The following is a 25,394-nucleotide window of genomic DNA, read 5'->3' as shown; positions in this document are numbered from 1 at the left end:
TAGATTCCTACGGAATGACAAATTAATGAGAATATGTTTTGGGATGATATTTTAAGGGAAATTCACCCACGTTTGTCACTCCGTAGGAGTCTAATACAATGGTTCTCGTAGTAGTAGATTCCTGCGGAATGACAAATTAATAAGAATATGTTTAGTGATAATATTATAAGGGAAATTCAGCCCATGTTTGTCACTCAGTAGGAGTCTAAAGCGATGTTACTCATAATAGTAGCTTCCTACGGAATGACAAATTAATATGTAGGTATTTATCAAGTAGAATCCTTTTTGCTGTATCTTTATTTTCAATTCATTAAATTTCAAGGCATTATGATAGAACATACAGAAGGTATTTACACTTTTTACGTTTATATATTAACTAATATTAAGAAAAACGTTTTATACACGGGTGTTACAAATGATTTGAAGAGACGATTAAAAGAGCATAAATCGCACTTAAATCCTTCCAGTTTTACTTCTCGCTACAATGTTTATTATTTAGTTTATTTCGAGAAATTTACTTGGATACAACAAGCCATTGAAAGAGAAAAGGACATTAAAAATTGGCCACGCTCTAAAAAAGATAATTTGATTTTGGAATTTAATCCAAAACATAGTTTTTGAATCATTATTTTGAAGATTAATTGTACTCTTATAATGGATCTGCAAGTTTGTCACTCCGTAGGAGCCTAATACAATGTTGCTCATAATAGTAGATTCCTTCGGAATGACAAATTAATGGGCATATGTTTTGGAATGATTATATATTAAAAATTAACCCCCTTTTTTGTCACTCCGTAGGAGTCTAATGCGATGTTGGTCATAATAGTAGATTCCTGCGGAATGACAAATTAATGAGAATATGTTTTGGGATGATATTGTAGGAGAAATTTGCTACAAGTTTGTCACTCCGTAGGAGTCTAATGCAATGGCTCTCGTAGTAGCAGATTCCTACGGAATGACAAATTAATAGGAATATTGTTTGATGATGATATTATAAGGGAATTCACCCCACGTTTGTCACTCCGCAGGAGTCTAATGCAATGTTGCTCATAATAGTAGATTCCTGCGGAATGACAAATAAATATGTAGGTGTTTTGGGATAATATTATAAAGGAAATTCACACCATGTTTATCACTCCGTAGGAGTCTAGTATAATGTTCTCATAATAGTAGATTCCTACGGAATGACAAATTAATGAGAGTATGTTTTGGGATAATATTATAGGGGAAATTCACCTCCACGTTTGTCACTCCGTAGGAGTCTAAAGCAATGTTGATCATAATAGTAGATTCCTACGGAATGACAAATTAATGAGAGTATGTTTTGGGATAATATTATAGGGGAAATTCACCTCCACGTTTGTCACTCCGTAGGAGTCTAAAGCAATGTTGATCATAATAGTAGATTCCTACGGAATGACAAATTAATATGTAGGTGTTTTGGGATGATATTATAAACGAAATTTGTCGCATGTCTGTCACTCCGTAGGAGTCTAATGCAATGTTGCTCGTGGTAGTAGATTCCTACGGAATGACAAATTAATGAGAATATGATTTGGGATGATATTTTAAGGGAAATTCACCCCACATTTTTCACTCCGTAGGAGTCTAAAGCAATGTTGCTCGTGGTAGTAGATTCCTGCGGAATGACAAATTAATAAGAATGTGCTTTGGAATAATATTATAAGGGAAATTCACCCTCACGTTTGTCACTCCGTAGGAGTCTAATACAATGTTGCTCATAATAGTAGATTCCTACGGAATGACAAATTAATGAGAATGTGTTTTGCGATGATATTTTAAGGGAAATTCACAACATGTTTGTCACTCCGTAGGAGTCTAAAGTAAAGTTGATCATAATAGTAGATTCCTGCGGAGTGACAAATTAATGAGAGTATGTTTTGGGATGATATTGGAGGAGAAATTTGCTACAATTTTGTCACCCCGTAGGAGTCTAATACAATGTTCTCATAATAGTAAATTCCTATGGAATGACAAATTAATAAGAATATGTTTTGGGATGATTAGAAAACGCAAGTAAAATACACTATCAACGTGACCTAAAATTAAATGTATTGTTCAAAAACTATCAAACTAAATCCCTATCCGAATAAATTTATTAAAACTTGAACAGCGTGAAACTTACTATAATTTTAAGGCCTTCCTTATATTGAATTGTAGCGATTGTCAGAGATACAAGCATAGTAAACGCATTGATTTATATTTAAATTGACTGTTCTGGAACAATCCGATAAAAGTATGCTGAAATTATTTTACATCGCAATTAGTAAACCTCAATTGCATCTCCAATAGTGCAGTAATGGTACGTAATTGCAAAGAGTATTTTATATAAAAAGTTAGAACGCAATGCCATAACCTCATTTGAAGAAAATAAAAATGTACCTGTAGATCAAGTTGTTAAAGAAATGCAAATACAGTTCTAAAAGGAATATAAGTGTGAATGTTGCACAATTTACTATTGATATAGATAGCAACCACTTAATTAGAATGCTATATTTCAAGAACTTACACTTATTTCTGAGCGTAAAATAAGTAGTAAAAATGTAAATGATATTAACGTCAAGAGTGTTAATTATATAATAAAACAGACCAATTTACAATGTCAACTCTTTTTTATTATGCTTTTTGTTTATAATTTTGAATTAATCATTAAACAAATACTATAAATTTAAACAACAAAAAAAGATGAAAAACGTATTCAAAACTTTCGCGATGGTTGCTTTTGTAATGGCTTTAACAAGCTGCAGCGACGATGACAACAACACTGATGGCACTACTCAAACAAAGACAATTGCCACATTGGCAACTGAAACTCCAGACTTGAGTATTCTGGTACAAGCTTTAGACCGTGCTGGCTTAGTGCCAACTTTTAATGCTGCAGGAGATTACACTGTTTTTGCACCGACAAATGCAGCATTTCAATCGTTTTTGACAGACAATGGATTTACGTCATTGGACCAAGTACCTCTTCCGCTTTTGACAGAAGTATTAAAGAATCATGTTCTTGCAGAAGGTCTTAAAAGTAATGAGTTGACTACCGGTTATTACAGCACATTAGCAAAAGGAAACGCTTCTGCCACAAACACTTTAAGTATGTTTATTAACTTAAGTTCTGGCGTAACAATCAATGGAGGACCTACAAATGCTGGGGCAAATGTTGTTCTGTCGGGTGCTAATATTGAAGCATCAAATGGAATTATTCATATAGTAGACCACGTGATTAGACTTCCAAATGTGGTAAATCATGCAATTGCAAATCCGAATTTTAGTTCCTTAGTTGGTGCTTTAACAGGCGAAGGACAACCTGATTTTGTAGGTATTCTTTCTGGAACAGGACCTTTTACTGTCTTTGCCCCTACAAACGATGCTTTTGCTGATTTCGCTACAGAATTAACTGGTTTAGGTTTAAGTCCAACCGCAGGTCAATTGACCACTGTGTTGCAATATCATGTAGTTGGTTCAGCAAATGTCTTGGCCGCAAATCTTGTTGATGGAATGAGTGTAACCCCTTTAGCAGGTGGTAATTTTACGATCAATACAGTTGGAGGTGCTAAAATTACAGATCAAGCAGGACGTGTTTCAACTATTATAGCTACAGATGTGCAAGCTTCAAACGGAGTAATCCACGCTGTTGATAAAGTGTTGTTGGCCGATTTAGCTACTGCAGAATAAATAACAATTGCATTTTTAAGGGAGAGGAATATTCTATGGTATATTCCTCTCTTTTTTTATAACTACACCTTTCAACGCTTCATAGTTTAATTGGTACAAAATACCTGCTTTTTCATCTATTTCATAAAATGCAGCTGCTGATCAGTATCTACCCAAATTAAAATAGGCTATAATAGTTTTGCAAATTGTTAAAGCAAAAAAAGCGGAAATCTCCTACTGGGATTTCCGCTTTTTATCGTTAAGAAATGAAATAAATTAAATTATTTTTTTCCTTTATTTTTAAGTGCTTTTTGCTCTTCAGCTTGCTCCATCATCTCACGCATTTTCTTTTGGAATTTACTTTCTGATTTAGGCTTGGCTTTGTTCTCTTGAATTTTAGCATGAATTTTATCGTTGTCCACAATATAATTCTTGATTACTAGCATAATTCCGATTGTAATTGTGTTTGATACAAAATAATATAAACTCAATCCTGAAGCGTAATTATTAAAGAAAAACAACATCATTAGTGGCGAAATATAAAGCATGATTTTCATGATTTTTCCCATGTCAGGCATACCTTCTTGTGGTGGCGCCATTTGTTGGTCGCCCGTTGTCATTCTCATGTAAAAGAAAATCGCTACGGATGCTAAAATTGGGAACAAACTCACGTGATTTCCGTAAAAAGGAATGTAAAATGGCAAGTGAATTACCGCATCAAACGAGGATAAATCGTCTGCCCAAAGGAAACTTTTTTGACGTAAGTCAATTGCCGAAGGGAAAAATTGAAACAATGCGTAGAACACTGGAATTTGCAACACAGCTGGAATGCATCCTGCCATTGGGTTTACTCCTGCTTTGCCATATAATTTCATGGTTTCTTGCTGTTTCTTCATTGCATCGTTCTTGTACTTTTCGCCCAGTTCTGCAATTTCTGGTCGTAGTACTTTCATTTTTGCTTGAGACAAATATGATTTGTATGTAATAGGCGACATTACCAAACGAACTAAAATAGTAAAGACGATAATAGCAATTCCGTAAGGGAAAAACATCGTTAGGAAGTCATAAGTAGGAATGAATATAAATCGATTGATCCATCCAAAAATACCCCAACCTAATGGTACAATTTCATCTAAATTACGCTCATAACTATTTAAAATTCGGTAATCCGTTGGACCGTAATACCAATTCATTTTATAATCTACCTCACCACCTGTAAAGGCCAAAGGAATTACAGATTTAAAACTTTTAGTAAAGGTAGTATCCACTTCTTCGTTTTTTACCAAATTTTCAGACGTCATTTTTGCTGTTGCAAATGCTTTGTCTGTTAATAAAATGGACGTAAAAAAGTGCTGCTTGTATGCAATATAGGTTACATCTTTGGCATCATCAGTAGTCAATCCACTTTGTGAAGTGTAAGAATCCTTTCCATCTTCATACTCGTATACAATTTCAGCATAACGATTTTCATAGGTTACACTCTTTTCATTACGGTACGTTTTTAAATCCCATTCCAAATCAAGTGGTGCACTAGAATTTAATACACTGTTCATTCCTTGAGAACGAATTGAAAAATCCAACATATACTCCTTTGGTTTCAAAACATAACGGTATTCCATGTAGGAATTTACGGCCGTTTTAAGACGCATGGTTAAAACTTGATCTTCACCTTCTTTGGTTAAAGTAGGCTCAAAAAACATGTTTTTTGTATCTAAAGAGCGGTTGTCTTTGGTTTGTAACTTTAAGTTTAAACTCGCGTTATTCTCCTTAACAATTTTAACTAAACTGCCAGAACCTTTTTCAAATTGTTCAAAATTCTTTAAAGTAGCATCTACAATGTATCCACCTTTATTGGCAATTTTAAGCGATAGCAACTCATTTTCAATAGTAGTGAAATCGTTTTTTGCAGAAGGAAGTGTTGCAGAATAAGCAAAATTTCCCAATGATCCTTTCAATTGAGCCAATTGAGTAGAATCGGTTTTTGTAGAATCGGCAACTGAAGTTTCAATAGGTGCAGTTGCTGTATTTACTTCCGCAGCTTTTTTATCTACTTGTTCTTTCTTTGCTTTTTCCGCAGCCAACTCTTGTTCAGTAGGCTGATTCTGATACATAATCCACATTAAAATTCCAAAAATCAGGGCAAACCCGATGATGGAATTGAGATCAAATTTTTTTTCTTCCATTGTTCTGCTTTACGATAGGCGTGCTATCAATTATTCTAATTTAATTATTTTTGTTTTGCTTTAACTGTTGCCGCTACAAAATTTACAAATAAAGGATGTGGATTGGCCACGGTACTTTTATATTCTGGATGGTATTGCACACCAATAAAAAATGGGTGTTTTTCAATTTCCACAATCTCAACTAATCCGGTATCTGGATTGGTACCAGAAGCCTTCAATCCTGCTTTTTCCAATTCTTCTAGATAATCGCCATTAAATTCATAACGGTGACGGTGACGCTCTAAAATACTATTGGTATTGTACACTTTCTGTGCTAACGTATTGTCTTTAAGGTCGCACTTCCAAGCTCCCAAACGCATTGTTCCACCTTTGTCAGTAATGCTTTTTTGCTCCTCCATCAAGTCGATAACTGGATGTGAAGTCCCGCCGTTCATTTCTGTTGAATTGGCGTCTTTGTATCCCAAAACATTTCTAGCATATTCTATCACTGCCATTTGCATACCCAAACAGATTCCTAAAAACGGAATATTATTTTCACGAGCGTAACGTACCGCTTCAATTTTTCCTTCAATTCCGCGTTCACCAAAACCAGGTGCTACTAAAATTCCGTCTAAATCTCTAAATTTATCAGCAACATTAGACGCATCAATGTATTCTGAATGAACAGAAACCACATTCACTTTAGTTTCATTTGCCGCTCCAGCGTGAATAAACGCTTCCAAAATCGACTTATACGAATCTTGTAGTTCTACATATTTTCCAATTAATCCAATGTTCACAACGTGTTTTGGATTTTTTAATCGGTGTAAAAATACGTTCCAATTTTTTAAATCTGGAGCCGACTTTTTAGGTAAATCTAATTTTTTCAACGCCACTACGTCCAAACCTTCTTCCAACATCAAATTAGGCACTTCGTATATTGTAGAAGCATCAATCGACTGAATTACGGCTTCACGTTTTACATTGCAAAACAAAGCTAATTTATTGCGTAACTCATCTGAAATTTCATGTTCGGTACGGCAAACCAATATGTCGGCTTTTATACCGCTTTCCATTAAAGTTTTAACAGAGTGTTGGGTTGGTTTTGTTTTCAATTCGCCTGCAGCAGCCAAATACGGCACTAAAGTTAAATGAATTACAATTCCATTGTTTTCACCTAATTCCCACACTAATTGACGAACCGATTCGATGTAAGGTAAACTTTCAATATCTCCTACAGTTCCACCAATTTCTGTGATTACAATGTCATAATTACCGGTATTACCCAATAATTGCATGCGTTCTTTAATTTCATTGGTAATATGAGGTACAACTTGAACTGTTTTTCCTAAAAATTCTCCTCGTCGTTCCTTTTCAATTACAGAAAGGTAGACTCTACCTGTGGTAACATTATTGGCTTGCGAAGTTGGAAAATTCAAGAAACGTTCGTAGTGTCCTAAATCCAAATCTGTTTCTGCACCATCATCCGTTACAAAGCATTCTCCGTGCTCGTATGGATTTAAAGTTCCAGGGTCTACATTAATGTAGGGATCAAATTTTTGAATAGTTGTTCTATATCCTCTCGCTTGTAATAATTTTGCAAGTGATGCAGCAATAATTCCTTTTCCTAACGAAGAGGTTACCCCACCGGTTACAAAGATATATTTTACTTGATTCATTGTGTAGTTGTTGTTTGTAGTTGTAGTTGTGTAAAAAAACGTGGCAAAAGTACGAATTTAATTAGTCAAATAGAGAATTTGTCAATTTGATAATTTGATAATTTGTGAAATAGGTCAGTCGACAATGCTAAAACAGGGGATTAGAAAATTTAAAAAACTATTATTCCATATTTTAGAAACTACATTTATTTACTAATTAGAGACTTACTGACAAAATTTTCTCCTTTCGCAATTCCTAGATTTAAATTGGTTTTGGATACTTCCTTTTGATATTTCGAATTAAATCCTCTAAACCGTTCAATTTCAATTCGTAAATAAGTTGCAGTTGCAAGCCCAATTCTCCTTTTGGAAAACCTTTATTGCTGTACCAAACTACGTAATACTCGGGTAGGTCAATAAGAAAACGCCCCTCGTATTTTCCGAAGGGCATTTTAGTGTGTGCGAGTTTAATGAGTTGCTGGCTGTCGTTGTTCAATTTCTTATATAATTATTAAATTGTAAAATGCGAATGCAAAAAATAGTATACTAACAGTACTATCAATTGTTAACATTCGATTAAAATTATTGATATTTAGCACTTTATTTATACTGATACGTGCAAATAGCTGAATCAGAAAAAACAGAAAAATCTTTATGCTGTAAGGATTAAGCGCTAATGCTGCCTGAAAACGTACATTTATAATTTGGTAAAATGCTCTAGTTAATCCTCTACTTCTGCAATAAACTAGAGGTAAACCTTCACAAGATGACTGTATATTAAAATTGATAAAATGAGCTGCATAGCTGTAAAAAAAAATAAACATAATTAGTATACTAAAAATTATGTTTATCTTTTTGTAAGAGTCAATGCTATAAATTGTTGTGCTTTTGTTCAAAATTAATTTGACGTATCAAGCGTATCAACCATTTCAAAGTCTAGATTTTCATCTGGAATAGAATCATTTGAAATGTTTTGCATATCATTTTCAATGGAGTCCTTGATTTCATCAGCTGCCGAATATGCTGCAGCTCCAAATGCACCAACAACAACTATCATCCAAACAATCACGAAGGCTGTAGCTACAATTCCTAAAATCAATCCGGTCTTTGGCATTGTTACAGAAGCATTTCCTTTTTTAGCTTGCGAAAGTCCCACTGCACCAAAAATGATGGCAAGTACTCCAAATAATATTGCAAATAGACCAAAGCAAGGTATAAATGAAGCAATTACAGCTAAAATCCCCAATACCAATGCGGCAATTCCCATTCCTTGTCCCGCATTAGAAGAACGTAATTCATTTTCCATATATAATTTTTTGAAATTTGTTAAACACAAAAATAGGAAAATGCTGCACTTTCAATCTGGCAAAATTCTAAAGTTATTAACAATCAATCTGTATATTATTTCCAGTTAAATGTTATATTTTTCTTTATTTCTGGATGCAAGCTATAATGTACTGGGCATGTCATTGCAGTTCGTTCTAAAATAAGTTTGGTTCGCTGATCTGCTGCAACTGCCATATCAAATTTGACATGAATTTCAGTTATTCTTCGCGGTTCGGTGCCCATAACTTTAGTCACTTCTGCAGTGGATTGGGTTAAATCTATATCTAAATCCCGAGCTTTAATTCCCATTACCGTCATCATGCAGCTCGCTAATCCGTTTGCCACAATATCTGTAGGCGAAAAAGCTTCGCCTTTACCATTGTTGTCGGTTGGTGCATCGGTTACAATTTCTGATCCGGATTGAATATGAACAGACGAAGTTCTTAATTCGCCCAAGTAGGTTACTTTTGAAGTCATTTTAATTGGCTGTTTTAATGGATAAATCCGTGTCGTAATATAAAATATAGAAACCTGTGTTTCTGTAGCCTTTGTCTGGTCTTTTTGCAAAAGCAAATTTATTCTCAAACTGCTCTGTTGCTACGGAAAGAAGCGTTTCTTTAAATTCTTTTTCTTGAGATAAACGTAATAAAGCATCGAAAACAATATCAAAACCGCGAACCGCATACGGACTTGGTGCAATATTATTTAACTGACGGTATTTTTGTGTAAAATATGATTTTTCATTTGCCGTAATCTGTTTGCCTAAAGATGGAAACATCAACTTAAGCTGCGCCAAATTTTCAATTCTAATTTCATCTGAATCTAATTTAGGATTTGGATCTAAAATAACCAATTGAATATCATATTCAGGCTGCATTGAGACTAAATAACTGATGATCATTTTAATACGGTACGTATTTTCAGTATCCATTACAATGTAATTTTTCTTTCCTCGTACCAATGACGATTTTATGCCATTATTAGTAGATTCTATCGTTTCAAAATTGACCAACTTTACATTAGGCTGGAATTCAGAAAAATATTTTCGAGTCGATAATTTTTTAGTATCAATCACGCCGATTATAGTAGTCGTATCCGTACGCATAAATTGAAACATTTTATCCTTCATAAAATTATCTGAAGGAATCGTCTGGATTACATTGGGCAAACTAGCTGTAGTTTCTTTTGACAAAGGGGAAATAATACTGATACTGTCTTTCATTAGTAGTTCAGCGGCATTCTCCACGTTATTTTGATAAAAAGGTCCAATTACCAAATCGGTTCCCGAGAAATTATTTTGCCTAAAAATAGACGCTACATTTGAGGAATTCTTCGTTTCTTGAGTATCAAAAATTTTAACGTCTACATTCAATCCCAACGTTTTAGCAGAATCAATGGCCATCAATGCACCCGAATAAAAGTCGAGTGTCATACTCAAGAATTTATCCGATCTGATACGGCTTCTCACAGAACTGGTATCGCTTTCAATCTTTGAAATATTAAATGGTAATAATAAAACTAACTTTTTATTTCGAGTGTTTTTTAGGGTTTGTAATAAATCACCTGACTTTTTTGGTCCTACAAGCGGGTTTTTAATAACAGGAAAGTACAATACCATTCCTTCTCTTACACCTTCTTTTAATGATGGATTTAAAGCCATCAACTCCTCTTGTGTATATCCCGTCTTTGCTGCAATTCCGTATAATGTTTCTTTAGGTTGAACTTCATACGAAATCATATTGGGTTTTACTGGCAGTTTAATAATCGCCTCATTTGGTTTAACCTCATCAAGATTAGATTTAACCACTTTTTCCATCGGAATTTTTAAAGCAAAACCAATAGGCAAACCATCTTTGGCTTCAGGATTTATTTTCTCTAACTCTTCAACAGTAACAGTATACAATTTAGAAATTGAGTACAGCGTTTCTTTCGCTTCAACGATGTGTTCTCTGTATTTCTTGTTGGATGAATTTACTGGTTTAGCAGAAATTACAATCGCCTTTTTAGTTGGAATAATCAGTTCTTCTCCAATTTTAAGGCCGTTTGCTGCAAGTTCTGGATTCGCTTTCTGTAAATCTTCTTCCGTTACATTATATAATTTTGTAAGACCGTACACCGTTTCCTTTGCAGATACAAGGTGCGTTTTTACATCCGTCGCAACTTTATCAGTTTTTCGAATAATAACGCCATTTCCTTTTGGTATTAGCAATATCATGTCGGGTTTCAATCCGTTTTGAGCATCAGGATTTAACGTGAATATGTTAGCAGGAGTCACCAAATACTGCTGTGCAATTTTAGTTACCGTATCGCCACTTTGGACTTTATGTTTGATAAAATTTTGTTGAGCAAAAGCGCCGAAACTCATTCCTATGAATGCAAAACACATCAATAACTTCTTCATATTCAATCTTTTTATTAAAAAAATTTAGCGTCCCTAATTTATTAAAAACAGAAACGCTAAAAACAATTATTTATTCCCACTCAATTGTAGCAGGCGGTTTTGAGCTAATGTCGTAAACAACTCTATTCACTCCTTTTACTTTATTGATAATATCATTCGACACTTTCATCAAGAAATCGTAAGGTAAATGTACCCAATCCGCCGTCATTCCGTCGGTAGATTCTACAGCTCTTAACGCTACTACTTTTTCGTACGTACGTTCGTCACCCATTACTCCTACACTATTTACAGGAAGCAAAATCGCTCCTGCTTGCCAAACTTTATCATACAATCCCCAAGAACGCAATCCGTCAATGAAAACAGCATCTACATCTTGTAAAATCTGTACTTTCTCTGGTGTGATGTCTCCTAAAATACGAATCGATAATCCCGGTCCAGGAAATGGATGACGACCTAATAATGCCGCGTCAATTCCTAATGTCGCTCCTACTCTTCTCACTTCATCTTTAAACAACATGCGAAGCGGTTCAACGATTTTCAATTTCATGTAATCCGGTAAACCTCCCACATTATGGTGCGATTTAATCGTTGCCGATGGTCCTTTTACAGAAACCGACTCAATTACATCTGGGTAAATCGTTCCTTGAGCCAACCATTTTACTTCGTCACTGATTTTTGACTCGTCGTCAAAAACTTCAATAAATACACGACCAATAGTTTTACGTTTGGTTTCAGGGTCGCTGATTCCCGCCAAGGCATCCAAGAAACGTGCCGAAGCATCGACTCCTTTTACATTCAAGCCCATTCCTTTGTATTGTTCTAAAACACTTTCGTATTCGTTTTTACGCAAAAGTCCGTTGTTTACAAAGATACAATGCAAGTTCGGTCCGATAGCTTGGTGTAATAAAACTGCGGCAACTGTAGAATCTACACCTCCTGAAAGTCCTAAAACTACCTTATCGTTACCTACTTTTTCTTTCAACTCTGCTACCATTTCTTCCACGAAGGCATTTGGTGTAAAGTTTTGAGGAACATCAGCAATCTTCACTAAGAAGTTTTCTAAAATTTGTTTTCCATCTGTTGAATGGTACACTTCTGGGTGAAATTGAATCGCATAAGTAGTTTCGCCTTCAATCTTGTAAGCCGCATTTTCCACGTCATGTGTACTGGCTAATTTCACTCCGTTTGTAGGAAGTGTTTTCACCGTATCCGAGTGACTCATCCATACTTGTGAGTTTTCAGAAACGCCGTCAAAGAACACTTCTCCTTCTTTAATGAAAGACAAATTGGCTCTTCCGTATTCTCTGGTATCCGATGGAGCTACCAGTCCGCCGCTGAAATGTGCCAAATATTGAGCACCATAACAAACAGCCAGAAGTGGCATTTTACCACGAATTTGCGACAAATCAGGATGCGGAGCGTCTTCGGCACGAACCGAAAAGGGACTACCCGACAAAATCACTGCTTTGTAACTTGATAAGTCTGTTGGAAAATTATTGTAAGGAAAAATTTCGCAGAATATATTTAATTCGCGAACGCGTCGGGCAATAAGTTGTGTGTATTGCGAGCCGAAATCTAAAATAAGTACGTTGTGTTGCATGTGCAAAAATAACTTTTATAATTGAGATGTGAAATTGGTTTTTGAAAGTTTTGAGAGAAAGTTTATAATGGTTTTGGACGGGATTGAAAGCTTGTTGTTGAAAGTTTTGAGGGTTGAGGAAAGTTGATTAAACTTGTGGATATTTACTAGTTGTAAACATCATGAAAAGAACCGTATCTACACTAATTTTACTTTTTATTTTATCTTGTAAAAAGTCCGACTATAAAAACATTGATTTTGGGTCATTTGAATTAACTGTACCTCAAAATTGGGAAGAATACGAAGTCAAAGGAACTGACAGTTATGTTGGTGGATTGGTTACAAATGAACAAGACACTTTGATTTTTGATTTGGGTTGGTATTCTGGAGATTTGACAAATAATATTGAAATACTTGTCTTTAGTGAAACTGAATATTCTGAATTCTCTAAAAAGCAAAGGAATCGATTAGAAAAGGTTAAATATTTAGTAGTCGATGATAAATTTACCGCAGAATATGACGCAAAAGAATATCTAAAGTATAAATTCACAAAAGGCACCATTGCTTGCTTTTCAGCGAAATTTATTGAACCGACAAATAAGGGTTTTGGCGCGAGCGGAATTTATATAGACAGTTTAAAAGGTAGTAGAAAAACTTATGATAAAACATCAATGAGCTTTTATGGAAATGATTTATCTGAATCTACTCAAGTGGAATTTTTTCAAGCGCTGAAAACAATGGAATTTAAAGATTACTGTAAATAAAACCTAAATAAAATACCTTAAAAAAACAATTGCTTTATAGCGATTAATCGAAGGGAGTTGCGATTTCTAACGCCTAATTTCCCATCAGAAAACCCTTGCAGATAAACACGTAACTTGCCTAATTCTTAAACGTTAACAACAACAACAACAACAACAACAACAAAACAGCATAGTGAAAAAATTAATAACCTTCATATTGACAATAACTTTTAGTTTTGCAGTAAATGCTCAAACTGACAATATTGACAAATTTATAGAGGAATTGAACAACAATCAGTTGTATGGAACTTGTAATTATGTTTGGGTCTTAAAAATGGACAGTTCATCAGCCGACTCCTTAGTAAATATTGGAAAAAGTGTTTCTAATAGATTAATTCCTTTTCTTGACAGTTCCGACAAGGGAATAATTATTCACTGTGTTTTATCTAGAATTTGGATTAAGGAAATTAGTATAACTACATCATTTGAAAACTTTGAAGAAAAAGAGATTGTGGAATACAATTATAACAGACTTCCTTTTTACGAAAAAGATGGAATTATGATTGCGGACGAAAAAACATTATCGGACAACAAAAAAAAGTGGATTGAAATAATTAATAAATAAAAAACAGCTCCTAATCGAGTTTACCACCCCCCTCAAACAACCTCACCTCAAAGTTTGAATCACAAATTTCATTTGCTTTGAAACATCTTTATAATACCTGAAACAATCATCCAATTTAAAAAACAGCCGTTATTTTTTTTATAAAATTCAAAAATTTTGGAAGACTTTTTTTTAATTTTATCCAATGTCAAAAACACATACTTTAGAAACCACAAAAAAAGTGTTGCCCTTAATTTTAGCCACTGCCATTTTCATGCAGATGCTGGATTCTACCATATTAAACACCTCCTTACCATCCATCGCCCGAGATTTAAATGAGTCGCCACTCAACATGCAAAATGCCATTATCAGCTATGTTTTAACTTTAGCTGTGTTTATGCCTGCCAGTGGATTTTTAGCCGATCGATTTGGAACAAAAAAAATATTTCTAATCGCGATTGTGCTCTTTAGTTTAGGGTCTTTATTTTGTGCAGCTTCTCAAGACCTTACGCAGTTGGTAATTTCAAGAGTGATTCAGGGCATTGGAGGAAGTATGATGACGCCTGTTGGAAAATTGGCATTATTAAAAACATACGACAGAAACGAATTAGTAAAAGCCATGAATTTTGCCATAATACCTGCATTAATTGGTCCTGTTTTAGGTCCGTTAGTGGGCGGTTATTTGGTAGATTATTTATCTTGGCATTGGATTTTTCTGATCAATATTCCCATTGGGATTGTAGGAATTATTCTAGGTATAAAATACATGCCTAATTATACATCCAAAATCGTGGATTTCGACTTGAAAGGGTTTATCATTTTTGCATCGGCTTCGCTTTTACTTTCGATCGCTTTAGAACTTTTTGGAAACACAAAGAATATCACACCCGTCTTGATCATTTTTATTTTAGGGTTTCTATTTTTATATTATTACTACAGACACGCCAGAAAAGGCAAAAATCCTCTATTCCCTTTGAATTTATTTCAAGTAAGAACCTTTCGAGTAGGCGTTTTGGGCAACCTAGCCACAAGATTAGGAATAAGCGCCGTTCCGTTATTATTGCCCTTGATGATCCAGATTGCATTTAAACAATCTGCAGTAATTTCAGGATGGATGATCGCTCCGATGGCACTTACGGCAATGTTTGCAAAATCCTACGTGATTAAGATTTTGAATAAATTTGGCTACAAAAAAACATTGATGGTAAACACCTTTATCATCGGAACTTTAATTTGCTGCCTTGCAATACCTGACATTCACACGTCGCTACTTTGGTTTATACCTATAATTGCTACTTTGGGCTTTTTTAATTCGATTCAATTTACTTCAATGAATGCCATTTCGATAGCCGATTTAAGAAATTTTCAAACCAGCAGCGGGAATTCATTAGTTTCGGTTAATCAACAGTTGGCCATCGGTTTTGGAATTGCTTTTGGACTTATTGTTTTAAAATTATTTGAAAATAATACAGCACTTATTCAAAATGAGACACATAACGCTTTTCGCCTTACCTTTCTTACCGTTGGAATTCTTACCATTTTATCAGGATTTATCTTCAGACGACTGCATGTTTCTGACGGTTTAAATTTAAGATCTAAATAAAAAGTGCCTCGATTCTCATCTAGGCATTCATTTTTAGTCTTGTTTAGTTTCAGTTTTTGACCTTAGATGATTGCTATGATCGTCATAAAAGTACCAAAGCAGATCTAATTGTTATAAATTTAGGAACACAATTACGCTTCGGAAATATGGTATTCAATAGGTTTAAAAGTCCCACCATTGCTGTCTTCTGCAGAGCAAGCGGTAAGGCAAACGATCAAATCCATTTCGGCTTTAAATTGAACATAATCGCCACTTTTGCTCGTTGGAGGTAGTACACTTATTTTGCCTTTTGGGTCAAATTGTACGTTCATAAAAATATTGAAAGCCGTAGGAACTTCATCAGGATGAATGCCAAATGGCGCTAGATTGGTCTGCAAATTATTCAAACAACTCGGGTGTTCCTCATGATTATTGTACATAATTTGAAACGTTTCAGGACTGCAGGGTGCTAGAAGAAAATCATTTCTGCCGTTGGTGTCTTCTAGAATTTCCATCATCTTCTGCGAACGATTGCTCCACAGAAAATTTCCTTTGGTAATCAAAATCGATTCTTCAAAATCCAAGGTCTTACCCGACGAAATTTTTTCATGAGTATCGTGTGCATTGAACAAAACCATATCGCTCACTTGCTGACCTTTGGGATCAATTACCGTTAAAATAGCTCCTTTTTTTAATGTAAATGCTTTTCCACTTTGGGGATTAATCGTAATTTTCTGAATCATTTTTTATTAATTTTGAGTATGAAACGGACATTTCCAGTTGCTTTCCACTGCTCTTCCGCTGTATTGTTTGGTTTCGCTATCGGTTCCAAAATCGCGAAGCACGGGATTAATCGTACCTTGAAGTTCCTTGTCTCGTTTGCGAATTCTCTTTTTTACCTTGTCGTAAACGCCCATGGTACGCAATTTCTCAAACTGCCAATGCAAATTAAATACTACCGTGCAATAAGGAGCTTGCCTTGACATTCTTGAACTTTTAGGATGCATGCCGATGATAAAAAATGCTTTACCGTTAATGCTAAAACTGAAGTCGGGATTATTTGGATCGTCACTCACCGTTGGATCCCAATTGGCATTATCATGATCGTGCAATCGTTGCAAAAATGTCCACAGCGCTTTTTCAAATTCCAATTCAGTTTCAAATTCATTGTTTTTAAAGCACATGATCAGCGATTCAAACTGATTGGAATCAAAATCATAATGGTCGATGTAATTTTGAATATCATTTAAAATGGGCTGCACTGCGTCTTTTGAAAGCATATCATCATACAGTTTAAGATGGTAATTTTCCATTTTAAAAATGGTACTGGCCATCACACAAGGATGATTTTCACCTATTATAAAATGTTTAAAATCACTTTCAACGGTATTTATTTTAACCTCTTTCATAGCATTTGTTTTAAGTTAAATCGTTAAAATCAGGTATTTTAGTTAGTCCTCGAAAGTCACCTTTTTCAAAATGTGAGTAACTCGATTTCATTTGTGTAAAACTAAAAAATACTGATTTAGTACGTTTTACGTAATTTTTAAAAATGTTTGCTAGATTTAATAATAATCAATCTGAACCCTATTTTTTTGTTAATCCATCCGTTTTCATTTTTAAAAGAGTATTTTTTTTGGTAATTTTAAAATTATCAAATATCAAAACGGCTATGGAAAACTATTTTGGAAGTACTTGGGAAGCGCTCTTTGCAATTGCAATTAGTACATTCGTTTTATTTATCAGCATTATTATTCTTGTTAGAATAAGTGGCAAAAGAAGTTTTAGTAAAATGTCTAGTTTTGACTTTGCATCTACCATTGCCATCGGATCTATCATTGCAAGTGGTATTTTACTCAAGGATATCACACTGATCAAAACGTTGGTTGCTTTGATTTGTATTTTTGCACTGCAGAGTTTGGTTGCTTACCTCATGCGGTATGCTAATTTTCAAAAATTGGTCGACAATCAACCGTTACTTTTGATGGATGGCGCGATTATTTTACACGAAAATTTAAAAAAGGCACACGTTACCGAACGGGATTTAAGAGCAAAACTTCGGGAAGCTAATGTAAAGCAAATTGCACATGTAAAGGCGGTAGTGTTAGAGCGGACTGGGGATTTGTCTGTTTTACATTCAGAAAATGCAGAAGCTATAGATCAATGGCTCCTAGAGGACGTTGAAAAAAAATAATCAATTGGCACGAGTTACAATTCTTTAAACTTCAAAAAAACACCTATGGAAAATAAATCTACTTCAATAACCGATTTTCAAAAGAAAGTTTGGATTACAATTTCTATTCTCACCCTGTTTGTCCTTGTTATTTGGATGATTAAAATAACGTTCAGCGTGCTGTTGTTGGTTTTTGCGGGAATATTGCTTGCAGTATTTCTACAAGGATTAGCAGGTTTAGGTCGAAAATACCTCAAAATGTCTGAAAAATGGTCCATCGGAATGTCGATCCTCCTCACTTTTCTGATCACGATTGGTTTATTTTTCTTAATTGGGGCTAAAATTCAGTCGCAAACTGCAGAATTAGTGGAGACAATTCCTTCCACTATAGAAGCTGCAAAAAACCAATTGAGCAAATCTGATGTTGGAAATATGATACTCAATCAATCCACATCTGATGCAACTGTATCGAAATTAAAGGAATTTGGACAACAATTTTTCACTTCAACTTTTGGGATTTTAGGTGATGTGTACGTTATTTTATTTATTGGGATTTTTCTAGCCATTTCCCGTCAAACCTATAAGGAAGGTGTTGTGTTACTTATTCCAAAATCGGGTCAGGCCAAAGGATTGGAACTCATTAATAAAATGGGTTCAAACTTAAAGAATTGGATGAAAGGAAAGTTATTTTCCATGCTTGTAGTAAGCGTTTTAACAGCCATCGGATTGGCACTTTTGGGCATTAAGTTGTGGTTGGTGCTGGCAATTTTAGCAGGATTGATTAGTTTTATTCCTAACTTCGGACCTGTCATTGCCTTGATTCCTGCAGTTTTAATTGCCTTACTTGACGGACCTGACAAAGCGCTTATGGTAGTCGGATTGTACGTATTAATTCAGTTTTTGGAAAGCAATTTTATAACGCCTTTAGTACAACAAAAGATGATCAACCTTCCTCCTGCTATGATTTTAACCGTTCAGTTATTGATGGGGTCGCTCACAGGTGGTTGGGGATTGATACTTGCCACGCCTATAGCGGTAATTGTTATTATTTTAATTCAGCAGTTGTATATAAAAGAAGATACAGTGGAACTAGAACCGTAAATTAGAATGTAACTTTCTTGATAACGAATTTTAGATCCAAATTCAAATTCTCCATAAGCATGCAAAACAGTTTTATTTTGCGCCAAACTTTCTAAAATTACAAGTAAGAAAAGTGGATCCTTAAAATAATTAGGTTTACGAAATTAGCGCTTATATTACGGTCTAAAACTGGAATTCAATGATGGAAAACTGCTAAAAAAAATGCCTTAATTTTCATTAAGGCATTTTACATTTAATCTTCGTCTTCATCATTATTGTGCGACTTGGAGTAATTGCGCCATTTTTCAATGACATCTTGCATATCTTGTGGTAAATCGGTGTCAAAGCGCATCAATTCGCCTGTGGTAGGATGAACTACACCAAGTGTTTTCGCATGAAGCGCTTGCCTTGGCAACGTTTTGAAACAATTGTCAATAAACTGTTTGTACTTTGTAAACGTGGTTCCTTTTAAAATCAAATGACCACCATAACGTTCGTCGTTAAATAACGTGTGACCAATGTGTTTTAAATGTACCCGAATTTGGTGGGTTCTACCGGTTTCTAATTGGCACGAAATCAACGTCACATAGCCAAAACGTTCCAATACTTTATAATGTGTCACGGCTGGTTTTCCAATTTCATCATCCGCAAAAACCGCCATTTGCATACGGTCTTTGACGTGTCGAGCAATGTTTCCTTCAATCGTTCCTTCGTCTTCCTTGACATTTCCCCAAACCAAAGCAATATATTCTCTTTCCGAAGTTTTGGCTTCAAATTGTTTTGCCAAATGCGTCATTGCCGCTTCAGTTTTGGCAATCACCAAAAGTCCGGAAGTATCTTTATCAATGCGATGCACGAGTCCAGGACGTTCGCTGCTGTTCAATGGCAAATTTTCAAAATGATATGCCAATGCATTTACTAAAGTTCCAGTGTAATTTCCATGTCCAGGATGTACAACCATTCCAGGCTCTTTGTTGACCAACAATAAAGTATCGTCTTCATAAACAATATTTATAGGGATATTTTCTGGGTCAACTCTATTTTCAAAAGGCGGATGCGACAATAAAATCCGAACCACATCAAAGGGTTTTACTTTATAATTGGATTTTACGGGAACATCATTCACATAAATATTTCCATTAGTCGCTGCATTCTGAATTTTATTTCTTGTGGAATTGGGCAACATGTGCATCAAATATTTGTCAATTCTCAAAAACTCTTGGCCTTTGGGAATTTCAAATCTAAAATGTTCAAATAAATCGTCGTCTAATTCTACTTCGGGTGTATGTTCTTCTGTCATCATTAAAATTCTTCGTCCAAATTATCTGTAGGAATAACTTCCTCTTGTTCTTCTTCAAATCCTACTTTTCCATCTCCTAAAACCAAATCAATTTTGGAAGCTTTAGGAATTTTATCTCCAGCTTTAAGTAGCTTGCCTTTATAGCGCATTTCTAAAACCATATCTTTTCCCAAATACGGCTTATATGTTTTAGAACCTAATTCTAAACCTAAAGCGCGTAAAGTGGGTTCTGCTTGACGCAAAGTCTGCTCAATTAAATCAGGCATAACAATATCTCTGTACGAATCTGAATTGATATTTATGTAGATTTTTCGTCCTTGCTTTACTTTGGAACCGGCAATTGGATCTTGCTTTACCACAGAAAATTTTGGAAATTCATTCTGATATTCGGTGGTATCAAGTAGGACATATTCTAAATCCAGGGCTGCTAATTTCTCTTCAGCAAGCTCCACTGAAAGTTTGCTCAAATTTGGCACCGTGATTTCTTCGCCATGATTGGTAGTTACACTCAACCACTTCATCATTGCAAAAACCAAGACTATAATTATTCCAATGGCAATCGCAAGTTGAATAAAAAACGTTTTGCTCGTCAGAAATTTTCTTAAACTCATATTTATTTTATTTGTTGCAAAGATATAAAAATACTAAAGGTTTTCGGTTTCAATAATTAATGATATTTTTGTCCCATAAAATGTACTTAAAACTATGAACATAGCCGTTGTAATGGGTGGATATTCGGACGAATCTGTAATTTCGCTTCGAAGTGGTCAATTGATTTTACAAAATTTGGATACTTCCAAATACAAAACGTATGAAGTTCAGGTCTTGCCAGAAGGTTGGTTTGCTGTTGTAAATAACAAAAAACACAACATTGACAAGTCGGATTTCTCATTTACCAAAGAGGGACACAAGACCACATTTGACACAATAATTAACACGGTTCATGGAACTCCAGGCGAAGACGGCCACTTGCAAGCGTATTGGGAATTGTTAGAAATTCCGTATACAGGTTGTAATTTTTATCAATCGGCCTTGACATTTAATAAAAGAGACACTTTATCTGTACTTTCAAAGTTCAATATTCCAAAGGCAAAATCCATCTATTTAACTAAAGGAATGTCCATTTCAGCAGATGATGTTGTAGCAGAATTAGGCTTGCCTTTTTTTGTAAAACCCAATCAATCCGGAAGTAGTTTAGGTGTTTCTAAAGTGAACAACCTAGAAGATTTTGAAAAAGCATTGGAATTTGCATTTGCCGAAGACAGCGATATTTTAATTGAATCGTATTTAAAAGGAACTGAAGTTTCTGTAGGCGTTTTGAATTTTAATGGAAAAACCACCGTTTTAGGATTAACCGAAATTGTTTCAGAGAACGATTTCTTTGACTACGAAGCGAAGTATTTGGGCAAGTCACAAGAAATTACACCCGCACGATTAGATGCAGAAACAACTGAAAAAGTAGTTGTGATGGCCAAAAAAGTGTACGATGCTTTAGGCATGTTGGGCTTTTCCAGAAGTGAATTTATCATCATGGATGGCATTCCACATTTTATAGAAATCAATACCAATCCAGGACTTTCACCGCAAAGTATTTTCCCACAACAAGCCGAATATGCTCAATTAAAATTGAGCGAATTATTTGATAACGAAATTAATTTGGCACTAAAACGCAAACCATTATGGAAAAAATAGCAGTATTCCCAGGTTCATTTGACCCAATTACGTTGGGTCATTATGACATTATCAAAAGAAGTATCCCGCTTTTTGACAAAATTATTGTTGCCATTGGTGTCAATGCTGATAAAAAATACATGTTTTCTTTAGAAGACCGAAAGCGTTTTATTGAAGAATCTTTCGCTGATGAACCTTCCATTTCAGTAGTCGTTTACGAAGGTTTGACAATTGATCTGTGTGAAAAAATGAATGCGAAATTCATCCTAAGGGGTTTGCGAAATCCCGCTGATTTTGAATTTGAAAAAGCAATCGCACACACCAATAGAAAGTTATCTAAAATAGAAACCGTATTTTTATTAACTGCGGCAAGAACATCTTACATCAGTTCAAGTATCGTACGTGATGTATTGCGAAACGGTGGTGAATATGAACTTTTAGTTCCCCCTGCCGTCCGAGTAAAAAAATAAATAAACTTAATATCACCCAATAAAAATGAATTTAGAAAGAGAATTAAACAAAAGAAGCAACGGAACTTGCGAACTTTGTGGTGCAACTGAGAACTTAAAACAATTTGACGTTTTGCCGACAAGAAAGGGCGACATGGACGAAAGTATTTATGCTTGTGCAACGTGTATCGACCAAATAGAAAATCCAGATAACATGGACGCAAACCACTGGCGTTTATTGAATGACAGTATGTGGAGCGAACATATTCCGGTACAAGTGGTTTCGTGGCGAATGCTAAATCGTTTGAAAAACCATGAATTGGTAGAGCAAATGTACCTGGACGAAGACACCTTAGAATGGGCAAAAGCAACAGGTGAAGCCGATGATGACGAAAATAAAATAATTCACCGAGACAGTAACGGTGTGATTTTAAATACTGGAGATTCTGTAGTTTTGATTAAAGATTTGAAAGTAAAAGGTTCAAGTATGGTGGCCAAACAAGGAACTGCTGTAAGAAACATCCGTTTAGACCACGAAAATGAAACATATATTGAAGGAAGAGTGGACGGACAACAAATTGTGATTATTACGGCTTACGTTAAGAAGTTGTAGGTTATACGTTTTGAGCTCGTAACTTTTGAAAAGTACTGCAATTGAAAATGTTTATAAAAGATAAAACCCATTGAAATTCAATGGGTTTTATCTTTTATAAAATATCCCAAATCTTACTCAACGTAAGTTTCGCGGATAATATCTTTTACTTGTTCTATTTCTTTTACAGTTAAACTTCCTAAAAATTTAATTACTCGATTTTTATCAATAGCTCTGATTTGGTCTAGTACAATCCATCCTTTTTTGTTGTCAAGAATTATTTTTACTCTTGTCGGATAAGATTTTGAACTACTTGTCATTGGTGCAACTACAATCGTTTGAAGATATTTATTCATCTCGTTTGGCGAAATAATGACACAAGGACGCGTTTTTTTCATTTCACTACCAACAGTCGGGTCAAGATTTACTAGAACGATTTGATATTGTTTTAGTTCCATTCTTCAAGATTTTCATCCTCAAACACATCTTCTATTAGCAATTTATCATCTCCATTTTCGCTCATTTTCTTAAATGCAGCTTCCCAACCTTGTCTAGGTTCAGCTTTTGACTTTAGAATAATAAATCCCTTCTCCAAAATCAATTCTACTTTGTCCGTAATATTATACTTCTCAAGTATCGTTTTTGAAAGTCGAATTCCTTTTGAATTTCCAATAGGTATAACAGAAACATCCATAATTATTTAATTTTAGTAATTACAAAGTTATTACTTTTTTACGAATTTATACCAATCTTATAAAAAATATCAGTTGTCGGTTAACAGTTGTCAGTTGTAGAAACATAACTTATTGTTTCAGCTTCAGTAAAACTTTTTTCCAAAGTTGGTGTCGGTTCACAAGAACAAGCATAGCTCTTTGCTATAAAAAGTAGTAAAAAAACAATTAAATATTTCTTTTTCACCATCTAATGGTTTTTCATTTTAAACTTAAAAATCCTACTTCTCCTCTTCTTTCTTAATCACATTTCTAGCAATTTCAATCTTAAACTTCTTCCCTTTCATTTTCTCATCCTTGATATTGTTCAAAAGGTCTTTTACTTTTGAAAATTTCACTGCTGCAAAAGACACAAAATCTTTGACTTCAATCAAACCTAAATCTTCTTTTTCTAATTTTCCTTTTTGGGAGAAAAAACCAACGATGTCAAATTTATTCAACTTCGTTTTCTTTCCACCAGAAATATAAACCGTTTGAAATTTTGGTGGTTGTGGCAAACTTTTATTCTCTTTTACATTCAAAACAGGCATTTTATAATCAATAAAATCCATTTGTTTGTCACTTTCGTGAAAAAGCACATAAGCCGTTCCAGAAGCTAACATACGAGCCGTTCGACCGTTTCTGTGGGTAAATTCGTCTTCTTTTAAGGGCAAATGATAATGAATGACGTGTTTCATTTCAGGAATATCCAATCCACGAGCTGCTAAATCGGTTGTGATTAAATAATTGATACTTCCATTTCTAAATTGAATTAAAGCACGTTCACGTTCCTCTTGGTCCATTCCACCATGATAATAAGTAGCGTAAATGCCTCGTTTATTCAGAGTTTCCGAAATACGTTCTGCAGCATCTCTGTGGTTGCAAAAAACCAAAGCAGCTTCCGATTTTAATCCACAAATCAATTGAAATAAAGTATTCACTTTATCTTTTTCTGTCGATTGAACTAATTTAACACTCAAATTAGACTCGTTATCTTCCGGTTTAATAAAGTCCAAAACCGTAGGATTTACCACTCTTGTATAGCGTGGAATCTCAATATCAGCTGTTGCCGAAACTAAAATCCGCTTATTTAAGTTAGTAAGTTTTCCAATAATGAAAGACATTTCATCGTGAAATCCCAATTGAAGCGATTTATCAAATTCATCTAAAATCAAGGTTTGAATTTTGTCTAATCTGAAAGTTCCGCGTTCAATATGATCTGCAATTCGTCCTGGCGTTCCAATTAAAACCGCAGGAGGTGAACTTAAATTTTTAATTTCTGTATCAATAGAATGACCACCATAACAAATATTTACTTTGTAATTGGTTCCCATTTTTTTCCAAACTTGCTCAATTTGTAAGCCTAATTCTCTTGAAGGAACAATAATCAAACACTGAACCGATTGGATTTCGGGCAACAACATTTCAAATATTGGCACTAAAAAAGCTACTGTCTTTCCAGAACCTGTAGGCGATAATAGCAACACATTGTTTTCCTCAAGTATTGCTTCTTGAGCGGCAATTTGCATTTCATTAAATTGGTCAAATCCTAAATTTAAAAGCAAATTGTTAGAAGGTACATTTTTATTCATGCGGCAAAGGTAAGGGAATTATGAGTTATGAATGATGAATTATAATTTTAACACTCTTTAAAATTCATATAAACATTTGTATTATTTTATCATTCTCACG

At 34.6% G+C, this 25,394-nt stretch carries 24 protein-coding genes; 10 read left to right on the top strand and 14 right to left on the bottom strand.

All coding sequences use genetic code 11. The features are described from left to right. The first annotated feature begins 327 nt into the window (after positions 1–327). Both H602_RS0111145 and H602_RS0111140 read left to right on the top strand, forming a co-directional pair. Positions 328–621, top strand: a complete 294-nt coding sequence (locus tag H602_RS0111145; RefSeq protein ID WP_026978068.1) for a GIY-YIG nuclease family protein — start codon at positions 328–330, stop codon at positions 619–621. Between the two features lie 2,085 nt (positions 622–2,706). Next, positions 2,707–3,693, top strand: coding sequence for a fasciclin domain-containing protein (locus tag H602_RS0111140; RefSeq protein WP_026978067.1), 987 nt, complete (start codon positions 2,707–2,709; stop codon positions 3,691–3,693). Between the two features lie 260 nt (positions 3,694–3,953). Here the strand turns inward: H602_RS0111140 and yidC are convergent, their stop codons facing one another. The 7 genes from yidC to guaA all read right to left on the bottom strand — a co-directional run bounded on the left by yidC (position 3,954) and on the right by guaA (position 12,819). Further along, positions 3,954–5,855 carry a membrane protein insertase YidC gene (yidC, locus tag H602_RS0111135; protein WP_026978066.1) on the bottom strand — a complete coding sequence of 634 codons (1,902 nt, stop codon included), beginning with the start codon at positions 5,853–5,855 and terminating at the stop codon, positions 3,954–3,956. 44 nt (positions 5,856–5,899) lie between these two features. Continuing rightward, complete coding sequence (locus tag H602_RS0111130) at positions 5,900–7,513, bottom strand: CTP synthase (RefSeq protein ID WP_026978065.1); 1,614 nt, start codon at positions 7,511–7,513, stop codon at positions 5,900–5,902. A gap of 241 nt (positions 7,514–7,754) precedes the next feature. After that, complete coding sequence (locus tag H602_RS0111125; protein WP_026978064.1) at positions 7,755–7,988, bottom strand: DUF3820 family protein; 234 nt, start codon at positions 7,986–7,988, stop codon at positions 7,755–7,757. Between the two features lie 402 nt (positions 7,989–8,390). After that, entirely contained in the window at positions 8,391–8,798 is a 408-nt protein-coding gene (locus H602_RS18740; protein WP_051224410.1) for a DUF4190 domain-containing protein, read from the bottom strand. Positions 8,799–8,893: 95 nt separating this feature from the next. Further along, positions 8,894–9,295 carry an OsmC family protein gene (locus H602_RS0111110; protein WP_026978062.1) on the bottom strand — a complete coding sequence of 134 codons (402 nt, stop codon included), beginning with the start codon at positions 9,293–9,295 and terminating at the stop codon, positions 8,894–8,896. Position 9,296: 1 nt separating this feature from the next. Beyond that, positions 9,297–11,219 carry a LysM peptidoglycan-binding domain-containing protein gene (locus H602_RS0111105; protein WP_026978061.1) on the bottom strand — a complete coding sequence of 641 codons (1,923 nt, stop codon included), beginning with the start codon at positions 11,217–11,219 and terminating at the stop codon, positions 9,297–9,299. Between the two features lie 70 nt (positions 11,220–11,289). Beyond that, positions 11,290–12,819, bottom strand: coding sequence for a glutamine-hydrolyzing GMP synthase (gene guaA / locus H602_RS0111100; RefSeq protein WP_026978060.1), 1,530 nt, complete (start codon positions 12,817–12,819; stop codon positions 11,290–11,292). Between the two features lie 161 nt (positions 12,820–12,980). Here guaA and H602_RS0111095 point away from each other — a divergent pair, with 161 nt between their 5' ends. The 3 genes from H602_RS0111095 (at position 12,981) to H602_RS0111080 (ending at position 15,748) form a co-directional block, all read left to right on the top strand. Further along, on the top strand, positions 12,981–13,562 hold the full coding sequence (locus H602_RS0111095) for a hypothetical protein (protein ID WP_026978059.1): 582 nt from the start codon (positions 12,981–12,983) through the stop codon (positions 13,560–13,562). 172 nt (positions 13,563–13,734) lie between these two features. Beyond that, positions 13,735–14,166 (top strand): hypothetical protein, encoded by a 432-nt coding sequence (locus tag H602_RS0111090; RefSeq protein WP_035759460.1) that lies wholly within the window; start codon positions 13,735–13,737, stop codon positions 14,164–14,166. Between the two features lie 184 nt (positions 14,167–14,350). Continuing rightward, complete coding sequence (locus H602_RS0111080; RefSeq protein WP_026978057.1) at positions 14,351–15,748, top strand: MFS transporter; 1,398 nt, start codon at positions 14,351–14,353, stop codon at positions 15,746–15,748. Positions 15,749–15,879: 131 nt separating this feature from the next. Here the strand turns inward: H602_RS0111080 and H602_RS0111075 are convergent, their stop codons facing one another. Continuing rightward, a complete protein-coding gene (locus H602_RS0111075) occupies positions 15,880–16,470 on the bottom strand; it encodes a DUF1989 domain-containing protein (protein ID WP_026978056.1) in 591 nt (196 codons plus the stop codon). Between the two features lie 6 nt (positions 16,471–16,476). Continuing rightward, entirely contained in the window at positions 16,477–17,136 is a 660-nt protein-coding gene (gene gntA / locus H602_RS0111070; protein ID WP_026978055.1) for a guanitoxin biosynthesis heme-dependent pre-guanitoxin N-hydroxylase GntA, read from the bottom strand. 263 nt (positions 17,137–17,399) lie between these two features. On the opposite strand from gntA, the gene H602_RS0111065 reads away from it, so the two are divergent. Both H602_RS0111065 and H602_RS0111060 read left to right on the top strand, forming a co-directional pair. Continuing rightward, a complete protein-coding gene (locus H602_RS0111065) occupies positions 17,400–17,921 on the top strand; it encodes a DUF421 domain-containing protein (RefSeq protein ID WP_026978054.1) in 522 nt (173 codons plus the stop codon). 45 nt (positions 17,922–17,966) lie between these two features. Next, a complete protein-coding gene (locus H602_RS0111060; protein ID WP_026978053.1) occupies positions 17,967–19,001 on the top strand; it encodes an AI-2E family transporter in 1,035 nt (344 codons plus the stop codon). A gap of 232 nt (positions 19,002–19,233) precedes the next feature. Here the strand turns inward: H602_RS0111060 and H602_RS0111055 are convergent, their stop codons facing one another. Both H602_RS0111055 and H602_RS0111050 read right to left on the bottom strand, forming a co-directional pair. Continuing rightward, positions 19,234–20,280, bottom strand: coding sequence for an RluA family pseudouridine synthase (locus H602_RS0111055; RefSeq protein ID WP_026978052.1), 1,047 nt, complete (start codon positions 20,278–20,280; stop codon positions 19,234–19,236). Positions 20,281–20,282: 2 nt separating this feature from the next. Continuing rightward, positions 20,283–20,891: a PASTA domain-containing protein gene (locus H602_RS0111050; protein ID WP_026978051.1), complete on the bottom strand. Its 609-nt coding sequence runs from the start codon at positions 20,889–20,891 to the stop codon at positions 20,283–20,285. A 94-nt stretch (positions 20,892–20,985) separates the two neighbouring features. Between H602_RS0111050 and H602_RS0111045 the strand changes: the two genes are divergently transcribed. The 3 genes from H602_RS0111045 to H602_RS0111035 are packed head-to-tail and all read left to right on the top strand — an operon-like array spanning position 20,986 to position 23,013. Continuing rightward, positions 20,986–21,972 carry a D-alanine--D-alanine ligase gene (locus tag H602_RS0111045; protein WP_026978050.1) on the top strand — a complete coding sequence of 329 codons (987 nt, stop codon included), beginning with the start codon at positions 20,986–20,988 and terminating at the stop codon, positions 21,970–21,972. Continuing rightward, positions 21,960–22,421, top strand: a complete 462-nt coding sequence (gene coaD, locus H602_RS0111040) for a pantetheine-phosphate adenylyltransferase (RefSeq protein ID WP_026978049.1) — start codon at positions 21,960–21,962, stop codon at positions 22,419–22,421. Before H602_RS0111045 ends, coaD begins: the two co-directional genes overlap by 13 nt. Positions 22,422–22,446: 25 nt before the next feature. Further along, a complete protein-coding gene (locus H602_RS0111035) occupies positions 22,447–23,013 on the top strand; it encodes a PhnA domain-containing protein (protein ID WP_026978048.1) in 567 nt (188 codons plus the stop codon). Between the two features lie 113 nt (positions 23,014–23,126). Here the strand turns inward: H602_RS0111035 and H602_RS0111030 are convergent, their stop codons facing one another. From H602_RS0111030 to H602_RS0111015, 3 genes are all read right to left on the bottom strand, one after another. Beyond that, on the bottom strand, positions 23,127–23,450 hold the full coding sequence (locus H602_RS0111030) for a type II toxin-antitoxin system PemK/MazF family toxin (protein ID WP_026978047.1): 324 nt from the start codon (positions 23,448–23,450) through the stop codon (positions 23,127–23,129). After that, complete coding sequence (locus tag H602_RS0111025) at positions 23,441–23,686, bottom strand: AbrB/MazE/SpoVT family DNA-binding domain-containing protein (RefSeq protein ID WP_026978046.1); 246 nt, start codon at positions 23,684–23,686, stop codon at positions 23,441–23,443. The genes H602_RS0111030 and H602_RS0111025 overlap by 10 nt, the downstream gene beginning before the upstream one ends. A 258-nt stretch (positions 23,687–23,944) precedes the next feature. Then, a complete protein-coding gene (locus H602_RS0111015; protein WP_026978045.1) occupies positions 23,945–25,294 on the bottom strand; it encodes a DEAD/DEAH box helicase in 1,350 nt (449 codons plus the stop codon). Positions 25,295–25,394 lie beyond the last annotated feature (100 nt).

Source organism: Flavobacterium tegetincola DSM 22377 (assembly GCF_000425485.1).
Taxonomy (GTDB): Bacteria; Bacteroidota; Bacteroidia; order Flavobacteriales; family Flavobacteriaceae; genus Flavobacterium; species Flavobacterium tegetincola.
The sequence above is the reverse complement of the archived record's forward strand: the minus strand, read 5'-3'. Positions and strand labels throughout refer to the sequence as shown.